Here is a 24,678-nt window from a genome sequence, read left to right as displayed (position 1 = left end):
TCATTCAGGTAAGCTAATTTGGTATAACAACTTTGTGAGGTAAAGCAATGGAACAAACCTGGCGTTGGTACGGGCCTAACGATCCGGTATCGCTTGATGATGTGCGTCAGGCTGGTGCAACGGGTGTTGTGACAGCATTGCACCACATTCCGAACGGTGAAGTGTGGCCGGTCGATGAGATTAAAAAACGTCAGGCGATTCTGGCGGAAAAAGGGTTAACCTGGTCGGTGGTCGAAAGTATTCCGGTTCATGAAGAGATCAAGACCCGCTCCGGTCAGTATCAGACATGGATCGCAAATTATCAGCAGAGCATCCGTAATCTGGCAGCCTGCGGCATCGACACCGTCTGCTATAACTTTATGCCGATTCTGGACTGGACGCGTACCGACCTTGAGTACGAATTGCCAGACGGTTCGAAAGCGCTGCGTTTCGATCAAATAGCCTTCGCCGCTTTTGAGTTGCATATCCTCAAGCGTGCGGGTGCGGAAGCGGACTATAGCGAAGAAGAACAGCGTCAGGCGTTGGCCTATTTCAATGCCATGAGCGACGCGGATATCGAAAAACTGACCCGTAATATCATTGCCGGTCTGCCTGGTGCGGAAGAGGGTTATACGCTCGATCAGTTCCGCGCGCGTCTGGCCGAGTATGACGGCATCAGCAAAGACGATCTGCGTGACAATATGGCCGTGTTCCTGCGTGCGATTGTCCCGGTGGCTGAAGAAGTGGGCGTGCGTCTGGCAGTGCATCCTGACGATCCGCCGCGTCCGATTCTCGGGTTACCACGCATTGTCTCCACCATTGAAGATATGCAGTGGCTGAAAGAGACCGTCGACAGCATCTACAATGGTTTCACCATGTGCACAGGCTCTTACGGCGTTCGTGCGGATAACGATCTGGTGAAAATGATTGAAACCTTTGGCGATCGTATCCACTTTACCCATCTGCGCTCGACGTGCCGCGAAGCGAACCCGAAAACCTTCCATGAAGGCGCACATTTGCAGGGTGATGTGAATATGGTCGCGGTGGTGACGGCGATTCTGACCGAAGAGCAGCGCCGCAAGAAGGCGGGGGATTTGCGTCCCATTCCGATGCGCCCCGATCACGGTCATCAAATGCTGGACGATCTGCATAAGAAAACCAACCCGGGTTATTCCGCGATTGGCCGTCTGAAAGGGCTGGCGGAAGTACGCGGTGTTGAACTGGCGCTGAAAATGACCCAGTTCCGCGACCTGCTGTAAAACAGCAAACGACAAAAAAAGGACAGCTCAGGCTGTCCTTTTTTACATCCATTCAAAAATTAATCCGCACGGCCCATATAGCGGCGCTCTTCGATATGAATGCGGATTTTCTCACCGGCGCTCAGGTATTCTGGCACCTGAATAACCAGACCGGTGCTCAGCGTCGCGGGTTTGTTACGCGCACTGGCGGAAGCGCCTTTGATGCCTGGAGCGGTTTCCACGATTTCCAGATCCACCGTCTGCGGCAGTTCGAGCGCCAGCAGTTGACCGTCCCAGGTCAGCACCTGCATATCCGGCATTCCACCTTCCGGGATAAACAGCAGCTCTTCTTCGATCTGATCTTTGGTGAAGGTATAAGGCGTGTAGTCTTCTTTATCCATGAACACGTATTCGTTGCCATCGATATAGGAGAAGTCGACGCCACGGCGGCTCAGGGTCACGGTATCGACAATGTCATCGCCCTTGAAACGCTCTTCCACTTTCAGACCCGTGCGGACATCGGAGAACCGCATTTTGTACAGCGTTGCCGCGCCACGGGCTGTCGGGGACTGAATATCGATATCTTTCACAATCAGCAGTTTGCCGTTGTAATTCAGTACCATACCTTTTTTGATTTCGTTCGCTCTTGGCATCGAAAAGATCCTGTTATAGAGATTAGCTAAATTATCGCGTCAAACTACTCGCGCCGGGTCATTCAGGCAAGTGGAATTCACCTTTTGCTGGTGCAAAAAAGGTGGTACTGTGCGCGCCTGTCCGGTGGTCACAATAAAGAGAGTCAGATTATGGAATGCCGTCCGGATTGTGGGGCGTGTTGTATTGCCCCTTCTATTTCCAGCCCCATCCCCGGCATGCCGCAGGGAAAGCCCGCAAACGTCAGGTGCGTCCAGCTCTCAGATGACAACCTGTGCCGTATCTTTGGCTCCAGCCTCCGCCCCAACGTCTGTCGCAGCCTCAAACCGTCCCAGGAAATGTGCTTAACGAACCGCGACGAGGCGATGACCTGGCTTATTGATCTTGAAGCGCTGACCGCGCCCTAAACATCCTTAATGCGCGACAGGCAGGCCATGGTGGCGACAATCATCACCAGCGCAAACCAGAAAACGGCATGGTAGTTCCAGATTTCAGCGGCAATGCCCGCCAGCGATCCGGCGATAATCCAGCCGACGCGGATGGTATTGGTGTAGAGCGTGGTGGCGGACCCTGCCTGACCAGGCATCAGATCCTGAAAATAGAGCATACCGATGCCGCCGAGAATACCGATATAGATGGCGTTCAGCAGTTGTAAACCCAGCAGCACAACAGGGGAGTGCGCGACCAGCATTCCTGTGTAAAAGCAGAAACCGGCAGCGACCGCAATGCACATCAGCAGACGTTTACCCAGACGTTTTGCGAAGTAGCCAGCAATCAACATGGTCGGGATTTCCAGCCCAGCCGCTGTCCCCATCATCACACCCGCCAGTTTCTCCGGCAGATGCAGCTCATTAATAATAAACAGCGGCATATTAATGATATACAGGCTGTTGGTACCCCACATTAAGGTACAAATGGCAAACAGCAGCAGGGTATCGCGACGGTTACGACGCGGCGCTTCCAGCGTACCGATCGCCAGTGCGGTCTCTTTGCGCATGGACGGTAAGAAAAACCATACCATTGCACCGCAAACCACAAACGCCACCGCGGCACTGAGGTACATCACCGTAAAGCTGAAGCCCATTGCCAGCGCGTAAGCCAGCGGCGGGCCGATCACCCACGCGAGGGAAACTTGGGCGCGCAGTATGGAACTGAACATCACCGCTTCACGGCCTGTGCGGTCAGCATGTTCGCGGGCCAGGGCAAACATTTGCGGGTTGGCGGTCGAACCAAAACTGCTGAGAAACACCCCGACAAACAGCAAAATAAAGTAGTTACGATTCCAGGCAAATAACACGCACGCCAGCATGCCCAGCGCACAGCAGAAGACGATCAGCTTTTTGCGATCGCCTTTTTTATCTGAACGTCCCGCCAGAAACTGGCTCACCAGGATGCCGATCACCGCACTGCCGGTAAAAAAGAAGCCGACCATTGCTGGGCGCGCATGGACTTCATCAGTCAGAAAAAGGCTTAGCGTGGGGGTCTGTAGCGCACCGGCGATACCGGTGAGAAAGGCGACAATAAGGAAAGCCGTAGACGTCAGGTCAAACGTTTTTGGCGAGGCGGCAGCGGGGGTATTGTGCATGTTTGGATATCAGTAGTGTGACGAGACGCGGAGTTTACGCCGCTTAGTGAGAAATAAACAGATGACTAAATCAAAATCGCCACGAAAAATCAAAATGGCATTTCACTCTGACAATGCTGTTAGCTGACGCTGCTGAACCTTAAGTGAAATGACGCTGTATTGACTTCAGCAACCTACCGCCAGTGAGGCAAAAATGTGCATTGCTTCTAAATTTTGCGATCAAAAATGCAACTTTACTTGCGTGCTGAAGCAGAAAGCGCAAGACTTCTTGAAACGTTTCAGCGCTGTCGAGTTTCAGTTGAGGGAACCGTATAGCGTCTTTTTTCTCATGTAAGCTGAATCGTTTCAATTCAGCAGGAGAGGAGAACCATGTTTCAGTTATCCGTTCAGGACATTCATCCGGGCGAGCAGGCCGGAGACAAACAGGAAGCCATCCGTCAGGTTGCCGCTGCGTTAGTGCAGGCTGGCAACGTTGCGGACGGCTACGTAGACGGCATGCTTGCTCGCGAGCAGCAGACGTCCACTTTTCTCGGCAACGGGATTGCGATTCCGCATGGCACAACCGACACCCGCGATCAGGTGCTGAAAACCGGCGTTCAGGTTTTTCAGTTCCCACAGGGCGTAACCTGGGGTGACGGTCAGGTGGCATATGTGGCGATTGGCATTGCCGCCAGCTCCGATGAGCACCTTGGTCTGCTGCGTCAGCTGACGCACGTGCTGAGCGATGACTCCGTAGCTGAACAGCTTAAGTCAGCGACCACGGCTGAAGAACTGCGTGCGTTGTTGATGGGCGAAAAGCAGAGTGAGCAGCTGAAGCTCGACAACGACACGCTGATGCTGGATGTCGTCGCGACCGATTTAGTGACGTTGCAGGCGCTGAATGCGGCACGTTTGAAAGAGGCTGGCGTCGTAGATGCGGCGTTTGTCGCGAAAGTGATTAACGAACAGCCGATGAACCTGGGTCAGGGGATCTGGCTCAGCGACAGTGCTGAAGGCAACCTGCGCAGCGCCGTGGCGGTAAGTCGTGCGGTAAATGCTTTTGACGTACAGGGCGAAAAAGCGGCGCTGCTAGTGACCGTTGCCATGGCTGACGACCAGCCCGTCGCCGTGCTGAAGCGTCTGGGCGATCTGCTGCTGGAGACGAAAGCTGACCGTCTGCTGAACGCCGACGCGGCGACTGTCCTGGCACTGCTGACCAACGATGACGCTCTGACTGATGATGTGCTGAACGCCGAGTTTGTGGTCCGCAATGAGCACGGCCTGCATGCCCGTCCAGGGACCATGCTGGTCAATACGATTAAACAATTCAACAGTGAAATTACCGTGGCAAACCTTGATGGAACCGGCAAACCGGCAAATGGACGTAGTCTGATGAAAGTGGTGGCGCTGGGCGTGAAGAAAGGACATCGCCTGCGCTTTACGGCGCAGGGGGCTGATGCTGAACAGGCGCTGAAAGCGATTGGCGATGCCATCGCTGCCGGTCTTGGGGAGGGCGCGTAATGAGCAGACGTGTTGCGACCATCACGCTAAACCCGGCCTACGATCTGGTGGGGTTCTGTCCTGAAATTGAGCGCGGTGAAGTTAACCTGGTAAAAACGACCGGTCTGCACGCGGCGGGGAAAGGGATCAACGTCGCCAAAGTGCTGAAGGATCTCGGGATCGACGTGACGGTCGGCGGTTTCCTCGGCAAAGATAACCAGGACGGTTTTCAGCAGTTGTTCAGCGAACTGGGAATTGCTAACCGTTTTCAGGTGGTGCAGGGGCGTACCCGCATCAACGTCAAGCTGACGGAAAAAGACGGTGAAGTCACCGACTTCAACTTCTCCGGTTTTGAGGTCACGCCTGCCGACTGGGAGCGTTTTGTTAATGATTCCCTGAGCTGGTTGGGTCAGTTCGACATGGTTTGCGTCAGCGGCAGTCTGCCATCCGGCGTGAGTCCGGAAGCCTTCACCGACTGGATGACGCGTCTGCGCAGTCAGTGTCCATGCATTATCTTTGATAGTAGTCGTGAAGCCCTGGTTGCAGGACTAAAAGCCGCGCCGTGGCTGGTGAAACCGAACCGCCGTGAACTGGAAATCTGGGCCGGCCGCAAGCTGCCAGAAATGAAAGATGTGATTGAGGCGGCGCATGCGTTACGTGAACAGGGTATCGCACATGTGGTGATCTCCCTGGGAGCAGAAGGCGCGCTGTGGGTGAACGCCTCGGGAGAATGGCTCGCCAAACCGCCTTCGGTTGACGTGGTCAGCACCGTAGGCGCCGGGGATTCGATGGTTGGCGGCCTGATTTACGGTCTGCTGATGCGTGAATCCAGCGAACATACGCTGCGTCTGGCGACAGCCGTTGCTGCGCTGGCAGTCAGTCAGAGCAATGTCGGTATTACCGATCGTCCTCAGTTGGCCGCAATGATGTCGCGTGTCGACTTACAACCGTTTAACTGACAGCAGGAGAGGCATAATGAAAACGCTGCTGATTATTGACGCTAACCTCGGGCAGGCTCGCGCTTACATGGCGAAAACTCTGCTCGGTGCGGCGGCGCATAAAGCAAATCTGGATATCATCGACAATCCAAATGACGCTGAACTGGCGATCGTACTGGCCGATGCCATCCCTAATGACAACGCGTTGAACGGCAAAAAAGTCTGGCTGGGTGATATTGCCCGGGCGGTGGCGCATCCTGAGCTATTTCTTAGCGAAGCCAAAGGTCACGCGAAGCCTTATAGCGCACCGGTTGCTGTAGCGCCTGTTGCCACAACCAGCGGTCCGAAACGCGTCGTGGCCGTGACGGCATGCCCAACCGGCGTAGCACATACCTTTATGGCGGCGGAAGCGATCGAAACCGAAGCGAAAAAACGCGGCTGGTGGGTGAAAGTCGAAACCCGCGGTTCTGTGGGCGCTGGCAATGCCATTACACCGGAAGAAGTGGCCCAGGCGGATCTGGTGATTGTGGCAGCAGATATTGAAGTGGATCTGGCGAAATTTGCTGGTAAACCCATGTACCGTACCTCTACCGGTCTGGCGCTGAAGAAAACCGCGCAGGAACTGGATAACGCCGTGGCGCAAGCCGTGGTATATGAGCCCGCCGGCAAAGCGCAGGCTGCGGCGAATGAAGGGAAAAAAGAGAGTGCTGGCGCGTATCGTCACCTGCTGACGGGCGTGTCCTACATGCTGCCGATGGTGGTTGCCGGCGGTCTGTGTATCGCGCTTTCCTTCGCCTTTGGTATCGAAGCGTTTAAAGTCGAAGGGACACTGGCGGCCGCGCTGATGCAAATTGGCGGCGGTTCAGCCTTTGCGCTGATGGTGCCGGTTCTGGCGGGCTACATTGCTTTCTCGATTGCTGACCGTCCGGGTCTGACGCCAGGTCTTATCGGCGGTATGCTCGCCGTCAGCACGGGTTCTGGCTTTATTGGCGGGATCATTGCGGGTTTCCTTGCAGGCTATGTGGCGAAGGCCATCAGCACGAAGTTGAAGCTGCCGCAGAGTATGGAAGCGCTGAAACCGATCCTGATTATTCCGCTGATTTCCAGCCTCGTGGTGGGTCTGGCTATGATCTACCTCATCGGTAAACCGGTCGCCGGGATCCTCGAAGGGTTAACGCACTGGCTGCAAACCATGGGGACGGCGAATGCGGTGCTGCTGGGTGCGATCCTCGGTGGGATGATGTGTACCGACATGGGGGGGCCGGTTAACAAGGCGGCATACGCGTTTGGCGTCGGTTTGCTGAGTACACAAACCTACGCGCCAATGGCGGCCATTATGGCGGCAGGCATGGTGCCACCGCTGGCGCTGGGGCTGGCAACCATTGTTGCGCGTCGTAAGTTCGACAAGGCGCAGCAGGAAGGGGGTAAAGCGGCGCTGGTACTGGGTCTGTGCTTTATCACCGAAGGAGCCATTCCTTTCGCCGCGCGCGACCCGATGCGTGTTCTGCCGTGCTGTATCGTTGGCGGCGCGCTGACGGGGGCGATCTCAATGGCGGTTGGGGCGAAACTGATGGCACCGCATGGTGGTCTGTTTGTTCTGCTGATCCCAGGGGCGATTACCCCGGTGTTGGGATACCTGATTGCCATTGTCGCCGGTACGCTGGTTGCGGGTCTGGCCTATGCCTTCCTGAAACGTCCGGAAGAAGATACCGTCGCCAAAGCGGCATAAAGTCATCATTACACACCAGGGCAGAGAGTTCTCTGCCCTTTTTTTTATCTTCGTTTTGTGTCCTTCCTCTCAAATATTTCCTCGCTTGCAAACTGTATCTATAAAAAATTGTGATTCTGTTCATATCTGGCGGTTTTTGCTCTTGCCAGTGCGTTTACTTTCATAAAAACAAGCTTACTATAAACACATGTTTGAATATAAACATGTGCTCTAATAAGTCGTTTGAGCCGTGAATAGTCTTAACAATCTCAAAGTCATGGTATTTTCGTACCAGGAGATGTGCTATGCGCGAAAAGGAATACATCATCACGATTGGTTCCGCCAATATGGACGTTGCAGGATATTCGCATGCTTCCTTGAATTATGCGGACTCTAATCCGGGGAAAATTAAATTTACACCTGGCGGAGTTGGTCGCAATATCGCTCACAATCTTGCATTGCTCGGGAAAAATTCCTGGTTAATGACGGCGGTTGGCAATGATTTCTATGGCCAATCGTTATTGGCGCAGACGAATCAGTCAGGCGTGCATGTGGATAATTGCCTGATTGTTGCCGGTGAGAACACCTCAAGTTATTTATCTCTTCTCGATAATACCGGTGAAATGCTGGTGGCAATCAATGACATGAGCATTACCGAACATATTTCGGCGGCGTTTCTGGCGCAGCATCTCGATTTTATCCGGGGTGCCCGTGTCATTGTGGCGGATTGTAATATTAGTGAACAGACGCTGGCCTGGTTACTGGATAACGTGGGGGATGTACCGGTGTTTGTTGACCCGGTATCGGCGTGGAAATGCGTCAAGATCCGCGAGCGTCTGGCCCAAATTCATACCCTCAAACCTAATCGTCTTGAGGCGGAAACTCTCAGCGGCATTGCGCTTTCAGGGCGCGAAGATGTTGCGAAAGTCGCTGCCTGGTTCCATGCGCGTGGCCTGCACCGTCTGGTACTCAGCATGGGGGGCGATGGGGTCTATTACAGTGAAAAAGACGGTGAGAGCGGCTGGTCGCTACCGATAAAAACCCATGTCGTTAACGTTACCGGAGCGGGAGATGCCATGATGGCGGGACTCGCTTCCTGCTGGGTTGAAGGCATGCCCTTCATTGATTCTATTCGATTTGCACAGGGTTGTTCCTCAATGGCGCTGGCCAGTGAATATACCAATAACCCTGAATTATCTGTTGCGAACGTTAAAACCCTTGTGGAGAACACAGAATGTCTGAATTAACGATTTCCTCTGAATTACTGCATATTTCGCCAGAAGTCCAGGACGCTATTAACAGTAAAAAACCGATTGTTGCGCTTGAATCGACAATTATTTCTCACGGTATGCCTTTTCCACAAAATGCGCAGACGGCAATTGAAGTCGAAGAAACTATTCGTAAGCACGGTGCTGTGCCGGCAACGATTGCCATTATTGGCGGAGTAATGAAAGTCGGCCTGAGTAAAGAAGAAATTGAATTATTAGGTCGCGAAGGACATAGCGTAACTAAAGTCAGTCGTCGTGATTTACCGTTTGTGGTAGCCGCTGGAAAAAATGGCGCGACCACGGTTGCTTCAACCATGATTATTGCCGCCCTTGCGGGTATTCACGTTTTTGCTACCGGGGGTATTGGCGGCGTTCATCGCGGTGCGGAACATACGTTTGATATTTCCGCCGATCTTCAGGAACTGGCTCATACCAATGTAACCGTGGTTTGTGCCGGCGCGAAATCTATTCTCGATTTAGGTTTAACCACGGAATATTTAGAAACGTTTGGTGTGCCGTTAATTGGATATCAGACCACTGCGTTACCGGCATTTTTCTGCCGTACCAGTCCGTTTGAGGTCAGCATTCGTCTCGACAGCGCGAAGGAAATTGCCCGGGCGATGGCAGTGAAATGGCAAACCGGCCTGAACGGAGGTCTGGTGGTCGCCAATCCAATCCCGGAAACCTACGCCATGGCGGAAGAGAAAATCAATGCGGCGATTGACCAGGCCGTCCGGGAAGCGGAAGAGCAGGGCGTTATCGGTAAAGAGAGCACGCCGTTCCTGCTGGCGCGCGTTGCTGAATTAACCGGAGGCGACAGCCTGAAGTCCAACATCCAACTGGTGTTTAACAACGCCGTACTGGCCTGCGAGATAGCGAAGGAATATCAACGCCTCGCCTGATCGAAACGAACGGGCAGCGTGCGGTCGCCCGAAACCACCAAAACCTGGCCTCGCGCCGGGTTTCCTGGCATGAAGGGAAATCATTATGGATATAATGAGAAGTGTTGTGGGTATGGCGGTACTGCTGGTGATCGCATACTTACTGTCAGTGAATAAAAAACACATCAGCTTACGTACCGTGGGCGCAGCGCTGGTGCTGCAAATTGCGATTGGCGGGATCATGCTCTATTTCCCGCCGGGCAAATGGCTGGTTGAACAGGCGGCGCTGGGCGTGCATAAAGTTATGTCTTACAGTGACGCGGGCAGTGCCTTTATTTTTGGCTCTCTGGTTGGGCCAAAAATGGATGTGCTGTTTGATGGCGCCGGTTTTATCTTCGCCTTCCGCGTGCTCCCGGCGATCATTTTTGTCACCGCGCTTATCAGCCTGTTGTACTACATTGGCGTGATGGGACTGCTGATTCGCATCCTGGGCGGGATTTTCCAGAAGGCCCTGAATATCAGTAAGATTGAATCGTTCGTTGCGGTCACGACGATTTTCCTCGGGCAAAACGAGATCCCGGCGATTGTGAAGCCGTTTATTGACCGCCTGAATCGCAATGAACTGTTTACCGCGATCTGTAGCGGGATGGCCTCGATTGCGGGCTCGATGATGATTGGCTACGCCGGTATGGGCGTGCCGATTGATTATCTGCTGGCGGCCTCGCTGATGGCGATTCCTGGCGGGATCCTGTTTGCGCGTATTCTGAGTCCGGCAACGGAAGAGTCAAAAGTCACTTTCGAAAACCTCTCTTTCACCGAGACGCCACCGAAAAGCATTATCGAAGCCGCGGCAAGCGGTGCGATGACCGGGCTGAAAATTGCCGCAGGCGTGGCAACGGTGGTCATGGCGTTTGTCGCGATTATCGCACTGTTTAACGGCATTATCGGCGGAATTGGCGGCTGGTTCGGCTATGGTCATGCGACGCTTGAAGGGATCTTCGGCTGGGTGTTAGCCCCGCTGGCGTGGATCATGGGCGTTGACTGGAGCGATGCCACCCTGGCAGGGAGCCTGATTGGGCAGAAGCTGGCAATCAACGAATTTGTCGCTTACCTCAACCTGTCGCCTTATTTGCAGGATGGCGGCACCCTGGATGTGAAAACCATCGCCATCATCTCTTTTGCGCTGTGTGGGTTTGCCAACTTTGGTTCCATTGGCGTAGTGGTCGGGGCGTTCTCGGCTATTTCGCCTCAGCGCGCGCCGGAAATCGCCCAGTTGGGTATGCGGGCGCTGGCGGCAGCCACGCTCTCTAACCTGATGAGTGCGACCATTGCCGGGTTCTTTATTGGACTGGCGTAGCGTGGCTGATAGCTTATCCGGTCAGGGGACCGACCCTGGGCCGGATAAGCCGTTTTCACTGGCTTGTTTTTAACAGATACAGCGCGTTATCAGCGGAAAGGGTGGGGTTGTTGATACTGACGCTGGCGCGTGACAGGGCCGCACAGGCCATTGCGAAATTCGCGCTTTCGCGAAAATCGCTCCCTTCCAGAAAGCAATAGATCAGTCCGGCCATAAAACCGTCATCGGCACCGAAGCTGTCGACCACCGTATGCGCGGGCGGCGTGAGCAAGAATTGCTCACCATCTTTCTCGCTACAAAAGACTGACTCATCTTCCAGACAGACAAAAATCTGTTGAATGCCCTGTTGATGAAGGGCATTCACCGCGCTGAGTCGATCTGCATCGCTGTTGATGGGGTGACCCCATAAGATCTCCAGCTCTTTTTGTGTCGGTTTCAGCGTATGGATGCGCGTAAACCAGGTTTTCACCTTCGTCGCTTTGAACTCGGAAACGGTATCAATAAATACCGGAATGTCATCAGCAACCGTAAAGACCCATTCGATGGCTTCCGGCGTCAGGTTGCAGTCCGCCAGCACCACTCCGGCGTGACGGATTAAATCCCGCGAGCTGTTCAGCAACTGCGGCGTCAGCTGTTGCAGGATATGGGTATCATTAATTGCCAGCACCGTCTCTTCTTGCTGATTGGCGATGGAGAGATAAGTTGAGGTGTTATGCCCGTGCAGGCGAATGCAACTGGAGATATTGACGCCTGCCTGGCGTGTTTGTTCCAGCAACGTCTCGCCGTAAAAATCACTGCCGACAGCGGAAATCAGATGCACATCGCGACCCAGCAGGGCGAGGTTATGGGCAATGTTGCGCCCGACGCCACCTGCAGAACAGTGGATACTGCCCGGGTTAGACGCGGCCTGCGGGTAGTGGATATCCGCCATCCCACGAATATCCATGTTAATCGCCCCTACCACCACGCAATAGGCCTGTTCGGTAAGGATGTAACCTTTTCCTTTGATTGCCCCTTTACGCATCAGGTCCATGATGTGCGCGGCGACGCGTGAACGGCTGATCTGCAAAATATCAGCGATTTCGTTTTGCTGAATCAGCGGGTTGCGGCGCAGAATTTTGAGTATCTGTTTTTCCCTGTCGTTCATGATTACGCAACCGCCTTTTCAGTTTGCTGCGCTTTCAGCCACGCGATCTCTTCTGCCCAGATGTCGGGATTGATGGTTTCCAGCACCAGCGGAATGCCGTCGAAACGGGCGTCCTGCATGATCCAGCGGAACGCGTCATGACCAATGTTGCCTTCGCCCAGACTGTGGTGACGGTCGACCCGGCTGCCAAAGGCACTCTTGGCATCGTTCAGGTGCATACCGCGCAGATACTGGAAACCGACGATGCGCTCGAATTCGGCAAAGGTTTTTTCGCATTCGGCGGCGGAACGCAAGTCGTAACCCGCGGCGAAAGCGTGGCAGGTGTCAATGCAAACGCCGACGCGTGATTTGTCTTCTACGCCATCGATGATGGCGGCAAGGTGCTCGAATTTGAATCCGAGGTTGCTGCCCTGACCGGCAGTATTTTCAATCACCGCAGTCACCCCTTTGGTCTGGGCGAGTGTGATGTTGATCGACTCAGCAATCTTTGCCAGACACTCGTCTTCCGAAATTTGCATCAGGTGGCTGCCTGGATGGAAGTTAAGCAGAGATAAGCCGAGTTGTTCACAACGCTGCATTTCATCAAGAAAAGCCGCGCGGGATTTTTCCAGCGCCTCGCCGACCGGGTGGCCCAGGTTGATCAGATAGCTATCGTGCGGCAGGATTTGAGCGGATGTGAAGTGGTATTGCTCACAGGCGGCTTTAAAGTCATCGATGATTTGCGCGGTAAGAGGGGCGGCGCGCCATTGACGCTGATTTTTAGTAAAGAGTGCAAACGCGGTTGCCTCGATTTCAGCGGCGCGAATTGCGGCATTTGCCAGCCCGCCAGCTGCGCTGACGTGTGCTCCGATGTATTTCATTAAAGACTCCTGTTAACCCACCAGATGTGGCCTGGCGGATTTGTGTATCCGGAAATTGAATCTTGCCAATCATAGCGGGTTAACAGGGTCAGGATGTAGTGAATTATGCAATAACGTGCTGGACCAGGACGTTAATCACGCCACCGCCGACAATCAGCCAGATGAACAGCACCAGTGCCATCAACAGCGGTTTCGCTCCAGCTTTCTTCAGCGCGCTGACATGCGTCGTCAGCCCCAGTGCCGCCATTGCCATAGCCAGCAGGACCGTATCCAGTGTGACCAGCATGTTCACCACCGCCTGCGGTAGCAGGTGGAATGAGTTGAAAATGGCGACCACAATGAACAGAATCGCAAACCACGGAATGGTGATTTTGCTTTTTTCCCCACCGCTGGCCGGTGACAGTTGCTTAACGCGAGCGGCCATAAAGATGAGGAACGGAGCCAGCATCATGACGCGAAGCATTTTGGCAATCACCGCTGCGTTTTCGGCGTCCGGGCTAATCGCGTGTCCTGCCGCCACAACCTGAGCAACTTCATGCATGGTGGAGCCAATGAAGATGCCGTAGGTTTCCGGACTAAACCAGTGCGCCAGCAGCGGATACATCGCCGGGTAGAGGAAAATCGCCATCGTCCCGAAGATCACGACCGTTGCGACGGCAACCGTGACTTTGCTGGCTTCGGCTTTCACAACTGGTTCCGTCGCCAGTACCGCCGCCGCGCCGCAAATGCTGCTACCCGCGCCGATCAGCCAACTGGTCTGGCGATCCAGCCCAAAGACTTTTTGCCCCAGAAAGCACGCCAGCATAAAGGTGCTGGACAGCGTCAGGATGTCGATCAGAATGCCGCTGACACCTACGTCAGCAATTTGCGCGAAGGTGAGGCGAAAGCCGTAGAGGATGATCCCCAGGCGCAATAAATGTTGTTTGGCAAACAGGACGCCGCCGTCACAGCTTTTCCAGATCTGGGGATAGACGGTGTTACCGATCACCATCCCCAATAAAATCGCTAAGGTGAGGGCGCTGAATCCGGCACCCGCCACGGCGGGAATGGACCCGCCCCATAAGGCGACTCCGGTAATCACTGCACTCAGGGCAAGCCCCGGAATAAAATGCCACATTGTTCGACGATGATTCGTTAAGGTGAGTTCTGTCATTGCCTTCTCCTCTTTTATGGGCAAAAGGTTACGGCGAACTGGCTTAAAAATAAAATTGATTATATATTTATAATTAATCTTTATAAGTGGTAAGCGACCATGCACATCACCCTGCGGCAACTCGAAGTCTTCACCGAAGTTTTGAAAAGCGGCTCAACAACGCAGGCATCGGTGATGCTGGCGCTGTCGCAATCGGCAGTCAGCGCGGCGCTGACCGATCTGGAAGGTCAACTGGGCGTTCAGCTTTTCGACCGCGTAGGCAAACGGCTGGTGGTGAATGAGCACGGGCGCTTGCTTTACCCGCGGGCGCTGGCGTTGCTGGAGCAGGCGGTGGAGATCGAGCAGTTGTTCCGCGAAGACAACGGCGCGATACGCGTGTATGCCAGCAGCACCATCGGCAACTATATCCTTCCGGGGGTGATTGCCCGTTATCGGCGAGATTTCCCCGCGCTGCCGCTGGAACTTAGCGTCGGCAACAGTCAGGATGTGATTACAGCGGTGCTCGATTTTCGGGTCGACATTGGGCTTATCGAAGGGCCGTGTCACAATACGGAGATCATCTCGGAGCCGTGGCTGGAAGATGAACTGGTGGTCTTCGCCGCACCATCTTCACCCCTGGCGCAGGGACCGGTGACGCTTGAACAGCTCGCAGCCGCCCCCTGGATCCTGCGCGAACGCGGTTCCGGGACGCGCGAAATTGTCGATTATCTGCTGCTGTCGCACCTGCCCAAATTTGAAATGGCGATGGAGCTGGGAAACTCCGAAGCCATCAAACATGCCGTTCGTCATGGGCTGGGCATTAGCTGTCTGTCACGACGCGTGATTGATGAACAACTCCAGGCGGGAACGCTGAGCGAAGTGGCAGTGCCGCTTCCGCGTCTGGTGCGTACGCTCTGGCGGATCCATCATCGCCAGAAACACCTCTCTAATGCGCTCCAGCGCTTCCTCAATTATTGCGAATAATGCCTGCCGGGGACCGATCGCCTGACGGTGATACGTCCTGGGGGCAGTAAGTTCCCCATTCTCTGCTATTACTTATAATCCGCGGCCAGTCATGAAGGTCTCTTATAACAGCGCATTTGTGCCGGAAGACGAGCGTTTCGTCTGCTACAATCGCGCCTCATTTTTTGGATGGATAGCATTTTCACATGGTTTCCGAAACTAAAACCACAGAAGCGCCCGCGTTACGTCGCGAACTGAAGGCGCGTCACCTGACGATGATCGCGATTGGCGGTTCTATCGGTACAGGTCTTTTCGTGGCATCTGGTGCCACCATTTCCGCAGCGGGTCCAGGCGGTGCGCTGTTTTCCTATATTCTGATTGGCCTGATGGTGTACTTCCTGATGACCAGTCTGGGCGAACTGGCGGCGTATATGCCGGTGTCCGGTTCGTTTGCGACCTATGGTCAGAACTATGTTGAAGAGGGCTTCGGCTTCGCGCTGGGCTGGAACTACTGGTACAACTGGGCGGTGACCATCGCTGTTGACCTTGTGGCGGCACAGCTGGTGATGAGCTGGTGGTTCCCTGATACCCCAGGCTGGATCTGGAGTGCGCTGTTCCTCGGCGTCATCTTCCTGCTGAACTACATCTCGGTCAGAGGTTTTGGTGAAGCGGAATACTGGTTCTCACTGATCAAAGTGGCCACTGTGATTATCTTCATCATTGTTGGCGTTATGATGATCGTCGGTATTTTCAAAGGCACTCAGCCGGTGGGCTGGAGCAACTGGACGACGGGCGATGCGCCGTTTGCCGGTGGCTTTGCGGCGATGATTGGCGTGGCGATGATTGTCGGTTTCTCCTTCCAGGGGACGGAACTGATTGGTATTGCCGCCGGTGAATCTGAAGATCCGGAGAAGAACATTCCGCGTGCGGTGCGTCAGGTGTTCTGGCGAATCCTGCTGTTCTATGTCTTCGCGATTCTGATTATCAGCCTGATCATTCCGTACACCGATCCGAGCCTGCTGCGTAACGATGTTAAAGACATCAGCGTCAGCCCGTTCACGCTGGTCTTCCAGCATGCCGGTCTGCTCTCTGCGGCGGCAGTGATGAATGCGGTGATCCTGACGGCGGTGCTGTCGGCGGGTAACTCCGGGATGTACGCCTCAACCCGTATGCTATACACCCTGGCCTGCGATGGTAAAGCGCCGCGTATTTTTGCGAAACTGTCTCGCGGCGGTGTTCCGCGTAATGCGCTGTATGCCACGACGGTGATTGCCGGTCTGTGCTTCCTGACCTCAATGTTCGGTAACCAGACGGTGTACCTGTGGCTGCTGAATACTTCCGGGATGACGGGCTTTATCGCCTGGCTGGGGATTGCCATCAGCCACTATCGTTTCCGTCGTGGGTATGTTCTGCAAGGGCATGACGTGAAGGATCTGCCGTATCGTTCCGGCTTCTTCCCGCTGGGGCCGATCTTCGCGTTTGTTCTGTGTCTTATCATCACGCTGGGCCAGAACTATGAAGCGTTCCTGAAAGACACCATTGACTGGGGCGGCGTGGCGGCAACCTATATTGGTATCCCGCTGTTCCTGATTATCTGGTTCGGCTATAAGCTGACCCGCGGGACTCACTTCGTACGTTACAATGAAATGCACTTCCCGGAACGCGTGAAAAAATAGTCGTCACCGCATGAATAAAGCGATAAAAAAGCCTCCGTTGCGGAGGCTTTTTTTTGGGAGGGACTCAGAAGTTGTACGTCAGACCTACCGTATAACGACGACCATCGAGAATGGTGTCATAGGTATCGTAATCAATCTGTTTATCCAGCGCGTTATACACCCCGGCTGTCACCAGCAGGTTTTTGTTCGCGTTGTAACGCAGACCGACATCAACCTGCGTATAGGACGGTGTGCCCTGCGACATTGAGGTGCGGCTCAGGTATTCAGACGTTTTACCGCGGAAGTTCAGACGGCTCCAGAAGCCGACGGTCTCCGTTGCCTGCCAGTCCAGCGTGGTGTTAAACATATGCTTTGGCATTTTGTTTAATGGCTTGCCTTCAAACTGGCCGCTCTTCTGTTCTGACTCGGTATAGGTGTAGTTAGCCGTCCAGTTGAGGTCGCGGGTCATCTTCCAGCCGAATGTGGATTCCACGCCACGCATGTTGGCTTTATCGACGTTCACGCGATCGCTGACAAAATCATAGCTTTCGCTGCCAATCGTACAGGCCGGATCGGCGCTGCTGTTGCAGCGACGGACTTCGGTGATCTTGTCTTTGAAATCAGTATTGAACAGGGTGATGCCGGCATTAAGGTTATCGCCGTTATCCCACAGCAGTCCCAGCTCTTCGCTCAGGCTCTTTTCCGGTTTCAGATCCGGGTTGCCGACAATAATGCCATTCAAACGACCGCCACCGGTTACCTGACCCCAGTTTGCGGAGGATTGACGCAGATCGGGTGCGCGGTAGCCTGCGGAGACGCCACCTTTTAAGGTCCATTGATCGCTCAGATGCCAGACGCCATAACCGCGCGGCGTCCAGTTGTCGCCGTAGTTTTCGTCCTTATCCATACGGATCCCGCCGGTCAGGGTAAAACTATCGGTCATCGCCCATTCGTCTTCTGCAAACAGCGCCCAGCTCCAGCGGGTCAGTTTATTCAGACCGTCAGCCGCTTCCAGTTGGTTGCCGTTATCGCGCAGTTTTTCATAACGGTACTGACCGCCCAGCGTCATCGTATGGGCGCCGAGGAAAATCTGGTTCTGGTTATTGAAGATCGTGTTGTATGACTTCATCTCACGACCCGGGTTGTGGGTCTCTTCCTGCTGGATATAGCTGGTGCTGTTGAAATCATCGTAATAGCCGCTGTGCGTCAGTGAATACGTGGTGTGCTCATAGCGGTTTTCACTTTTCGTGTTTGGCTTACAGGTGCCTTTCCGGCAGGTTTCCTCGGCCATCGATTTACCTGGCGTACTGTTGCGATCCTGCAATTCACGAGCGATATCAAAATCGATGTCGTTCTTATCATCCGGTGTAAAGTTAAGGGTCAGACCGCCGTTACGCAGGCGCTGCTCATTGTAACCGTTGACGATCTGATCTTCCGCGCGGCGGGACAGCAGTCCGGTGACTTTCGCACCCAGCAAGCCGTCGATCAGCGGACCAGAAGCATAGGCATTGGTCTGGAACAGATCGCCGGAGTCGCTGTTTTCCTGGAAAGTAGCGTCACCGTGCAGAGAACCGGTCCAGCCTTTGGTGTTAGAGACTTTTTTGGTGATCACGTTAATCACGCCGCCCATCGCATCGGATCCGTACAGCGAGGACATCGGGCCACGGATGACTTCGATACGCTCGATGGACTCCAGCGGCGGCAGCCAGCCCTGCTCGATCCCAGAATTATCGCTGTTCGGACGCGTACCGCGAGTGCTGATGCGTTTACCGTTCACCAGGAACAGCGTGTATTGCGACGCCATCCCTCGGATGCTGATATCACTGCTGCTGCCCCCGCCTGTGACGACTACGCCAGGGACATCTTTCAGTGCATCGGTAACGTCACGATAAGCTTTGTCTTCAATTTGCTGTTTTGAAATAACCGAAATTGAAGCTGGGGCGTTCTGGATCTTCTGCTCAAATCCCGTCGCGGTAACCACAACGGTATCCTGATCGGCAGCATGAACGAGCGATGGGAGGCATGCCGCGCTGACGACGATGGCAATAGCCTTAACGTGAGGTATAGTCATTTTGTCATTCCATTAAACGAATAAAAACCGCGTGCCATGTAAAAGGCCATGACAACTGTATGTGTTTGTCTTTTAAGAACTCTTAGCGGTAAAGAAGCGGGGGAAATTGTACAAAAGAATGAATATTTGTAAACACAAATGATAATTGAAATCATTTGCGTTTGTTTGGTTTGTAAGGAAAAACCTTTTAAGTCAATAAGATAGCGGAACGTAAATGTGAGGAAAAAATGAAGAAATCATGGAGATGTGGAGAAGAAGAAGGAGGGCGCATTGCCCTCCTGCGGTTATTTCATCAAATGTTCGGCATGGAAGCGCAGATGATCCTCAATGAATGAGGCAATAAAGTAATAGCTATGATCGTAACCAGGCTGAATACGCAGCGTCATCGGCCATGCGGTCTGGCGTGCGGCTTCAGCCAGAACCGCGGGTTGGAGCTGATCGGCCAGAAACTGATCGCTGTCGCCCTGGTCAATCAGCGTCGGGATGGCGTCTTCCGGCTGGCTGGCGTACATCAACTCACAGCTATCCCATTGCGTCCATGCGGCGCGATCCTCGCCGAGATAGGCGAGAAACGCTTTTTCTCCCCACGGGACGCGGCACGGGTTAACGATGGGGGCGAATGCAGAAACGCTGGTGTATTTGCCTGGATTTTTCAACGCCATGATCAGCGCACCGTGACCGCCCATGGAATGTCCACTGATCGCGCAGCGATCGCTGACGTTAAAATGCGCCTGAATCAGCGACGGGAGTTCGTCCCGCACGTAATCATACATGCGGAAATGAGCAGCCCAGGGTTGCTGCGTCGCATTGAGATAAAAACCGGCCCCCTGACCAAGATCATACCCCTCATCGTTGGCGACCTGTTCACCGCGCGGACTGGTATCCGGCATGACTAAAACGATGCCTAATTCAGCCGCGATACGCTGCGCACCGGCCTTAGTGGTAAAGTTTTCATCATTACAGGTTAACCCGGACAGCCAGTACAGAACCGGCGGAGGGGTCGTATCGCGAGGGGGAGGGAGAAAAATGCTGAACGTCATTGCACAGTTCAGCGTGGTGGAGTCGTGACGCCAGCGTTGCTGCCAGCCTTCAAAACAGCGGTGCTCTTCGAGCATTTCCATGCGTGGCTCCTTGTTATGTTGAACCTGAATGTGTTCGCAAACTCCCCATAATACAGATAATTCATGGCACTGTGAGTAACTTTCACTTCCGCATCGCGCAGACTTGCTTCATCATCGAGCACACGTCGATGTAACCCTTCCCGTCCCCTTTTACGAAACGCGGTTTGAAAGGCAACGGCGATTTCAATAATTATCGTTGTGAATACTGGATTATGTGCGCGGCCTCACGCACAATAATCAGGCTGTCAACAGCCTACAAACTTTGCCCCACGCAGGGCAGAGGCGCCACACCTGCAGGAGAAGAATAAATGTCATCACTCAGTAAAGAAGCGGCCCTGGTTCATGAAGCGCTGGTAGCGCGAGGGCTGGAAACGCCGCTGCGCCCGCCCGTGCATGAGATGGATAACGAAACGCGCAAACGTCTTATCTCAGGCCATATGACCGAGATCATGCAGTTGCTGAACCTCGACCTGAGCGATGACAGCCTGATGGAAACCCCGCATCGCATCGCCAAAATGTATGTCGATGAGATTTTCTCAGGCCTGGATTACGCCAATTTCCCGAAAATCACCGTCATTGAAAACAAAATGAAAGTCGATGAGATGGTTACCGTACGCGACATCACTCTCACCAGCACGTGTGAACACCATTTTGTGACCATTGATGGTAAAGCCACCGTGGCCTATATCCCGAAAGAGTCGGTGATTGGTTTGTCGAAGATCAACCGCATCGTCCAGTTCTTTGCTCAACGTCCACAGGTACAGGAGCGTCTGACGCAACAGATCCTGACCGCGCTGCAAACTCTGCTGGGAACCAATAACGTGGCCGTATCGATTGATGCAGTGCATTATTGCGTGAAAGCACGCGGTATTCGTGATGCCACCAGTGCAACCACCACCACCTCGCTTGGCGGTCTGTTTAAATCGAGCCAGAATACGCGTCAGGAATTTTTGCGCGCGGTCCGTCATCACAACTGATTAAGGCAGGAGCTATGGAGCGTAATGTCACGCTGGATTTTGTCCGTGGCGTCGCCATCCTTGGCATCCTGCTATTAAATATCAGCGCCTTTGGTTTGCCAAAGGCGGCTTACCTCAATCCCGCCTGGTACGGAAATATCACGGCTTCAGATGCCTGGACATGGGCCATTCTGGATCTGTTCGCGCAGGTAAAATTTCTCACTTTGTTTGCACTGCTGTTTGGCGCGGGCCTGCAAATGCTGCTGCCGCGCGGTAAGCGCTGGATCCAGTCCCGCCTGACTCTGCTGGTGCTCCTTGGTTTTATTCATGCCTTGCTGTTTTGGGACGGCGATATTCTGTTGGCCTATGGGCTGGTGGGGCTGATCTGCTGGCGACTGGTGCGCGATGCACCATCGGTGAAAAGCCTGTTTAACACCGGCGTGATGCTCTATCTGGTCGGCATTGCCGTTCTGCTGCTGCTTGGCGCGATCTCCGGCAGTGAAACAAACCGCGCCTGGACGCCGGATGCGTCTGCGTTGCTGTATGAACAATACTGGAAGGTGAATGGCGGCGTGGAAGCCATCAGTAATCGGGTCGATGCCTTATCGAATAGCCTGCTGGCGTTGGGCGCGCAGTACGGCTGGCAACTGGCGGGTATGATGTTGCTCGGGGCGGCACTGATGCGTAGTGGCTGGCTGAAAGGGCAGTTTCGTCTTTCGCATTACCGACGCAGCGGTTTTTTACTGATCGCCGTGGGTCTACTTATTAACCTGCCTGCCGTGGTCGTACAGTGGCAACTGGAGTGGAGCTATCGCTGGTGCGCGTTCTTGTTACAGGCTCCGCGTGAGCTTAGCGCACCATTTCAGACGCTCGGCTATACCGCGCTGATGTTTGGTTACTGGCCGCAGTTAAGCCGCAGCAAAATCGCTCATGCGATTGCCTGTGTTGGGCGAATGGCGCTGACAAATTATCTGCTGCAAACCGTGATTTGCACCACGCTGTTTTATCAATTCGGCTTATTTATGAAATTTGACCGACTGGAACTGCTGCTGTTTGTCATCCCGGTGTGGCTGGCAAACCTGCTTTTCTCCGTGATCTGGTTACGATTCCTGCCTCAGGGCCCGATGGAGTGGCTCTGGCGGCAATTAACCCTGCGAGCGTCAGGGACATCTTTGTCCCATACATCCAGATAACGATCTGGATCACAATCATTAACAAAATGGATGTAAGCGCTTTCATCGCTGTGACCGCACTCACGTAGTCCTTTTCCCTCCGCTGACAAAATAGCCGCCAGTTATGCAGCGAGTGGCTGCAATTCCAGACAGGGTAGTGAATATGATCACCATTCGTGATGTGGCGCGTCAGGCAGGCGTATCGGTAGCGACGGTTTCCCGCGTGTTAAATAACAGCGCGCTGGTCAGTCCTGATACGCGCGAGGCGGTAATGAAGGCGGTGACGCTGCTGGGCTATCGGCCAAACGCCAATGCCCAGGCGCTGGCCACGCAGGTCAGTGAAACCATCGGCGTGGTGGTGATGGACGTGTCCGATGCGTTTTTTGGCGCGCTGGTGAAAGCGGTCGATCTGGTCGCTCAACAGCATCAAAAATATGTGCTGATCGGCAACAGCTATCATGAAGCCGAAAAAGAGCGTCATGCCATTGAGGTGTTGATCCGCCAGCGCTGTAACGCGCTGATCGTTCACTCAAAAGCGTTAAGCGATCGGGAACTGGGCGAGTTTATGGATCAGATCCCCGGTATGGTGCTGATCAACCGCATTGTCCCTGGCTACGCCCACCGCTGCGTGTGCCTGGACAATATCAGCGGCGCGAAAATGGCGACCCGTATGTTATTGAATAATGGTCATCAGCGGATTGGCTATCTGGCTTCCAGTCACCGCATTGAAGATGACGTCATGCGCCGGGAAGGGTGGAGCAGTGCGCTTAAGGAGCAGGGCATTGTGGCGCCTGAAAGCTGGATTGGCATCGGATCGCCGGATATGCAGGGCGGTGAGGCGGCAATGGTTGAGCTGCTGGGGCGCAACCTGCAGCTAAGCGCCGTGTTTGCCTATAACGACAATATGGCCGCGGGCGCGCTGACGGCGCTAAAGGACAACGGCATTTCCATTCCCTTACACCTTTCAATCATTGGTTTCGACGATATTCCCATCGCCCGTTACACCGATCCCCAGTTGACAACGGTGCGCTATCCCATTGCTTCTATGGCAAAACTGGCGACAGAACTCGCATTACAGGGCGCTGCGGGAACGCTGGATTTATCCGCGACCCACTGCTTTATGCCGACCCTCGTGCGGCGTCATTCGGTTGCTGTACGACAGAATGCGGCGGCGATCACTAACTTATGATTTCGCCAGATGTAACCGCTTTCAATATGTGAGTAAATTCACAGTATCTTAACATTGTGATAGCTATGATGGCACCGCTTGTCGCACTGTAACTACGATGTAACTGTGAGTAATCACTTTTACCGAGGTAAAAGCGCTTTAAGCGAAATTAAAGCCTATTTCTGGAGCGTTACCGGGCAAGGAAGAGAGATTTTTTTAAAATGAGCTTCGGCGTTTACATAACACTTCACTAACGTTTTGTCCCGCCGGGCATTTATCTTACGTACTACCCTGCATAATAAAACCGGAGTTACCATGAATAAGAAGGTGTTGACCCTTTCTGCCGTTATGGCAAGCATGTTATTCGGCGCGGCTGCACACGCTGCGGATACTCGCATCGGTGTGACAATCTACAAATATGACGATAACTTTATGTCCGTGGTGCGTAAGGCTATCGAAGCAGATGCGAAAACGGCGCCAGATGTGCAACTGCTGATGAACGACTCGCAGAACGACCAGTCCAAACAAAACGATCAGATCGACGTGCTGCTGGCAAAAGGCGTGAAAGCGCTGGCCATCAACCTGGTTGACCCGGCGGCTGCGGGCACCGTTATCGAAAAAGCGCGCGGTCAGAATGTGCCTGTGGTCTTCTTCAACAAAGAACCTTCCCGTAAAGCGCTGGACAGCTATGACAAGGCTTACTACGTCGGTACTGACTCCAAAGAATCCGGTATTATCCAGGGCGATCTGATAGCCAAACACTGGGCGGCAAACCAGGGCTGGGATCTGAACAAAGACGGTCAGATTCAGTTCGTGCTGCTGAAAGGCGAGCCGGGTCATCCGGATGCTGAAGCGCGTACCACTTACGTTATCAAAGAGCTGAACGACAAAGGCATCAAAACCGAACAGCTGCAGTTAGATACCGCCATGTGGGACACCGCAATGGCGAAGGACAAAATGGATGCGTGGCTTTCCGGTCCGAACGCCAACAAAATTGAAGTGGTTATTGCCAACAACGATGCGATGGCAATGGGCGCCGTTGAAGCGCTGAAAGCACACAACAAAACCAGCGTACCGGTATTTGGCGTCGATGCGCTGCCAGAAGCGCTGGCACTGGTGAAATCCGGCGCACTGGCCGGTACTGTGCTGAACGATGCGAACAACCAGGCAAAAGCGACCTTTGACCTGGCGAAAAACCTTGCCGATGGCAAGGGGGCGGCTGACGGCACTGAGTGGAAAATCGAAAATAAAATCGTCCGCGTTCCTTACGTAGGCGTTGATAAAGATAACCTGGCCGAGTTCACTAAGAAGTAAGTTTGTGGGGCGCGATGTTATCGCGCCCTTTCATC

At 53.9% G+C, this 24,678-nt stretch carries 21 protein-coding genes; 14 read left to right on the top strand and 7 right to left on the bottom strand.

The window, feature by feature from the left end; all coding sequences use genetic code 11:
• Positions 1 to 47: 47 nt before the first annotated feature.
• A complete protein-coding gene (uxuA, locus tag KI228_RS14590; protein ID WP_044258619.1) occupies positions 48 to 1,238 on the top strand; it encodes a mannonate dehydratase in 1,191 nt (396 codons plus the stop codon).
• A gap of 59 nt (positions 1,239 to 1,297) precedes the next feature.
• Here the strand turns inward: uxuA and yeiP are convergent, their stop codons facing one another.
• On the bottom strand, positions 1,298 to 1,870 hold the full coding sequence (yeiP, locus tag KI228_RS14585; RefSeq protein WP_012131588.1) for an elongation factor P-like protein YeiP: 573 nt from the start codon (positions 1,868 to 1,870) through the stop codon (positions 1,298 to 1,300).
• Between the two features lie 150 nt (positions 1,871 to 2,020).
• Here yeiP and KI228_RS14580 point away from each other — a divergent pair, with 150 nt between their 5' ends.
• Positions 2,021 to 2,275, top strand: coding sequence for a YkgJ family cysteine cluster protein (locus KI228_RS14580; RefSeq protein WP_043000107.1), 255 nt, complete (start codon positions 2,021 to 2,023; stop codon positions 2,273 to 2,275).
• On the opposite strand, the gene setB is transcribed toward KI228_RS14580, so the two are convergent.
• Positions 2,272 to 3,453 carry a sugar efflux transporter SetB gene (setB, locus tag KI228_RS14575; protein WP_043000108.1) on the bottom strand — a complete coding sequence of 394 codons (1,182 nt, stop codon included), beginning with the start codon at positions 3,451 to 3,453 and terminating at the stop codon, positions 2,272 to 2,274. The two genes, KI228_RS14580 and setB, sit on opposite strands and share 4 nt — an antisense overlap.
• A 369-nt stretch (positions 3,454 to 3,822) precedes the next feature.
• On the opposite strand from setB, the gene fruB reads away from it, so the two are divergent.
• From fruB to KI228_RS14545, 6 genes are all read left to right on the top strand, one after another.
• Entirely contained in the window at positions 3,823 to 4,953 is a 1,131-nt protein-coding gene (gene fruB / locus KI228_RS14570; RefSeq protein WP_043000109.1) for a fused PTS fructose transporter subunit IIA/HPr protein, read from the top strand.
• On the top strand, positions 4,953 to 5,891 hold the full coding sequence (fruK, locus tag KI228_RS14565) for a 1-phosphofructokinase (RefSeq protein ID WP_043000110.1): 939 nt from the start codon (positions 4,953 to 4,955) through the stop codon (positions 5,889 to 5,891). Before fruB ends, fruK begins: the two co-directional genes overlap by 1 nt.
• A 16-nt stretch (positions 5,892 to 5,907) precedes the next feature.
• The gene (gene fruA / locus KI228_RS14560) at positions 5,908 to 7,599 is read left to right on the top strand and encodes a PTS fructose transporter subunit IIBC (protein WP_043000111.1); all 1,692 of its coding nucleotides are present in this window, start codon (positions 5,908 to 5,910) and stop codon (positions 7,597 to 7,599) included.
• 284 nt (positions 7,600 to 7,883) lie between these two features.
• Positions 7,884 to 8,825: a pseudouridine kinase gene (locus KI228_RS14555; RefSeq protein ID WP_044258740.1), complete on the top strand. Its 942-nt coding sequence runs from the start codon at positions 7,884 to 7,886 to the stop codon at positions 8,823 to 8,825.
• Positions 8,813 to 9,748 carry a pseudouridine-5'-phosphate glycosidase gene (locus tag KI228_RS14550; RefSeq protein ID WP_044258629.1) on the top strand — a complete coding sequence of 312 codons (936 nt, stop codon included), beginning with the start codon at positions 8,813 to 8,815 and terminating at the stop codon, positions 9,746 to 9,748. Before KI228_RS14555 ends, KI228_RS14550 begins: the two co-directional genes overlap by 13 nt.
• Positions 9,749 to 9,833: 85 nt before the next feature.
• Complete coding sequence (locus tag KI228_RS14545; protein WP_061069856.1) at positions 9,834 to 11,084, top strand: NupC/NupG family nucleoside CNT transporter; 1,251 nt, start codon at positions 9,834 to 9,836, stop codon at positions 11,082 to 11,084.
• A 55-nt stretch (positions 11,085 to 11,139) separates the two neighbouring features.
• Here the strand turns inward: KI228_RS14545 and KI228_RS14540 are convergent, their stop codons facing one another.
• From KI228_RS14540 to KI228_RS14530, 3 genes are all read right to left on the bottom strand, one after another.
• Positions 11,140 to 12,231, bottom strand: coding sequence for a sugar kinase (locus KI228_RS14540; RefSeq protein ID WP_043000114.1), 1,092 nt, complete (start codon positions 12,229 to 12,231; stop codon positions 11,140 to 11,142).
• 2 nt (positions 12,232 to 12,233) lie between these two features.
• On the bottom strand, positions 12,234 to 13,091 hold the full coding sequence (gene nfo, locus KI228_RS14535) for a deoxyribonuclease IV (protein ID WP_090049688.1): 858 nt from the start codon (positions 13,089 to 13,091) through the stop codon (positions 12,234 to 12,236).
• Between the two features lie 103 nt (positions 13,092 to 13,194).
• Positions 13,195 to 14,244 (bottom strand): YeiH family protein, encoded by a 1,050-nt coding sequence (locus KI228_RS14530; protein ID WP_044258631.1) that lies wholly within the window; start codon positions 14,242 to 14,244, stop codon positions 13,195 to 13,197.
• 99 nt (positions 14,245 to 14,343) lie between these two features.
• On the opposite strand from KI228_RS14530, the gene yieE reads away from it, so the two are divergent.
• Positions 14,344 to 15,207 (top strand): DNA-binding transcriptional regulator YeiE, encoded by an 864-nt coding sequence (yieE, locus tag KI228_RS14525; protein ID WP_043000117.1) that lies wholly within the window; start codon positions 14,344 to 14,346, stop codon positions 15,205 to 15,207.
• A gap of 185 nt (positions 15,208 to 15,392) precedes the next feature.
• On the top strand, positions 15,393 to 16,862 hold the full coding sequence (gene lysP / locus KI228_RS14520; protein ID WP_044258633.1) for a lysine-specific permease: 1,470 nt from the start codon (positions 15,393 to 15,395) through the stop codon (positions 16,860 to 16,862).
• A gap of 64 nt (positions 16,863 to 16,926) precedes the next feature.
• On the opposite strand, the gene KI228_RS14515 is transcribed toward lysP, so the two are convergent.
• Both KI228_RS14515 and fghA read right to left on the bottom strand, forming a co-directional pair.
• On the bottom strand, positions 16,927 to 18,912 hold the full coding sequence (locus KI228_RS14515; RefSeq protein WP_044258635.1) for a ligand-gated channel protein: 1,986 nt from the start codon (positions 18,910 to 18,912) through the stop codon (positions 16,927 to 16,929).
• 284 nt (positions 18,913 to 19,196) lie between these two features.
• Positions 19,197 to 20,033, bottom strand: coding sequence for an S-formylglutathione hydrolase (gene fghA, locus KI228_RS14510; protein ID WP_061069857.1), 837 nt, complete (start codon positions 20,031 to 20,033; stop codon positions 19,197 to 19,199).
• Positions 20,034 to 20,341: 308 nt separating this feature from the next.
• Here fghA and folE point away from each other — a divergent pair, with 308 nt between their 5' ends.
• The 4 genes from folE (at position 20,342) to mglB (ending at position 24,643) form a co-directional block, all read left to right on the top strand.
• The gene (gene folE, locus KI228_RS14505; RefSeq protein WP_043000121.1) at positions 20,342 to 21,010 is read left to right on the top strand and encodes a GTP cyclohydrolase I FolE; all 669 of its coding nucleotides are present in this window, start codon (positions 20,342 to 20,344) and stop codon (positions 21,008 to 21,010) included.
• A gap of 14 nt (positions 21,011 to 21,024) precedes the next feature.
• Positions 21,025 to 22,182: a DUF418 domain-containing protein YeiB gene (gene yeiB / locus KI228_RS14500; RefSeq protein WP_043000122.1), complete on the top strand. Its 1,158-nt coding sequence runs from the start codon at positions 21,025 to 21,027 to the stop codon at positions 22,180 to 22,182.
• Between the two features lie 142 nt (positions 22,183 to 22,324).
• Positions 22,325 to 23,350 carry an HTH-type transcriptional regulator GalS gene (gene galS / locus KI228_RS14495; protein ID WP_044258641.1) on the top strand — a complete coding sequence of 342 codons (1,026 nt, stop codon included), beginning with the start codon at positions 22,325 to 22,327 and terminating at the stop codon, positions 23,348 to 23,350.
• Between the two features lie 294 nt (positions 23,351 to 23,644).
• Complete coding sequence (mglB, locus tag KI228_RS14490) at positions 23,645 to 24,643, top strand: galactose/glucose ABC transporter substrate-binding protein MglB (RefSeq protein WP_043000124.1); 999 nt, start codon at positions 23,645 to 23,647, stop codon at positions 24,641 to 24,643.
• Positions 24,644 to 24,678: the final 35 nt, after the last annotated feature.

Source organism: Citrobacter amalonaticus, assembly GCF_018323885.1.
GTDB classification, from domain to species: domain Bacteria; phylum Pseudomonadota; class Gammaproteobacteria; order Enterobacterales; family Enterobacteriaceae; genus Citrobacter_A; species Citrobacter_A amalonaticus.
Note: the sequence above shows the minus strand (reverse complement) of the source record. Positions and strands in the feature narration are given on the sequence as shown.

Excerpts from the sequence above, each read along its gene's own strand:
- folE (WP_043000121.1), top strand. The coding sequence starts at position 20,342 with ATGTCATCACTCAGTAAAGAAGCGGCCCTGGTTCATGAAGCGCTGGTA.
- fruB (WP_043000109.1), top strand. The coding sequence starts at position 3,823 with ATGTTTCAGTTATCCGTTCAGGACATTCATCCGGGCGAGCAGGCCGGA.
- KI228_RS14550 (WP_044258629.1), top strand. The coding sequence starts at position 8,813 with ATGTCTGAATTAACGATTTCCTCTGAATTACTGCATATTTCGCCAGAA.
- KI228_RS14545 (WP_061069856.1), top strand. The coding sequence starts at position 9,834 with ATGGATATAATGAGAAGTGTTGTGGGTATGGCGGTACTGCTGGTGATC.
- fghA (WP_061069857.1), bottom strand. The coding sequence starts at position 20,033 with ATGGAAATGCTCGAAGAGCACCGCTGTTTTGAAGGCTGGCAGCAACGC.
- KI228_RS14555 (WP_044258740.1), top strand. The coding sequence starts at position 7,884 with ATGCGCGAAAAGGAATACATCATCACGATTGGTTCCGCCAATATGGAC.
- KI228_RS14580 (WP_043000107.1), top strand. The coding sequence starts at position 2,021 with ATGGAATGCCGTCCGGATTGTGGGGCGTGTTGTATTGCCCCTTCTATT.
- yieE (WP_043000117.1), top strand. The coding sequence starts at position 14,344 with ATGCACATCACCCTGCGGCAACTCGAAGTCTTCACCGAAGTTTTGAAA.
- KI228_RS14530 (WP_044258631.1), bottom strand. The coding sequence starts at position 14,244 with ATGACAGAACTCACCTTAACGAATCATCGTCGAACAATGTGGCATTTT.
- galS (WP_044258641.1), top strand. The coding sequence starts at position 22,325 with ATGATCACCATTCGTGATGTGGCGCGTCAGGCAGGCGTATCGGTAGCG.
- fruK (WP_043000110.1), top strand. The coding sequence starts at position 4,953 with ATGAGCAGACGTGTTGCGACCATCACGCTAAACCCGGCCTACGATCTG.
- yeiB (WP_043000122.1), top strand. The coding sequence starts at position 21,025 with ATGGAGCGTAATGTCACGCTGGATTTTGTCCGTGGCGTCGCCATCCTT.
- KI228_RS14540 (WP_043000114.1), bottom strand. The coding sequence starts at position 12,231 with ATGAACGACAGGGAAAAACAGATACTCAAAATTCTGCGCCGCAACCCG.
- lysP (WP_044258633.1), top strand. The coding sequence starts at position 15,393 with ATGGTTTCCGAAACTAAAACCACAGAAGCGCCCGCGTTACGTCGCGAA.
- KI228_RS14515 (WP_044258635.1), bottom strand. The coding sequence starts at position 18,912 with ATGACTATACCTCACGTTAAGGCTATTGCCATCGTCGTCAGCGCGGCA.
- setB (WP_043000108.1), bottom strand. The coding sequence starts at position 3,453 with ATGCACAATACCCCCGCTGCCGCCTCGCCAAAAACGTTTGACCTGACG.
- mglB (WP_043000124.1), top strand. The coding sequence starts at position 23,645 with ATGAATAAGAAGGTGTTGACCCTTTCTGCCGTTATGGCAAGCATGTTA.
- yeiP (WP_012131588.1), bottom strand. The coding sequence starts at position 1,870 with ATGCCAAGAGCGAACGAAATCAAAAAAGGTATGGTACTGAATTACAAC.
- uxuA (WP_044258619.1), top strand. The coding sequence starts at position 48 with ATGGAACAAACCTGGCGTTGGTACGGGCCTAACGATCCGGTATCGCTT.
- nfo (WP_090049688.1), bottom strand. The coding sequence starts at position 13,091 with ATGAAATACATCGGAGCACACGTCAGCGCAGCTGGCGGGCTGGCAAAT.
- fruA (WP_043000111.1), top strand. The coding sequence starts at position 5,908 with ATGAAAACGCTGCTGATTATTGACGCTAACCTCGGGCAGGCTCGCGCT.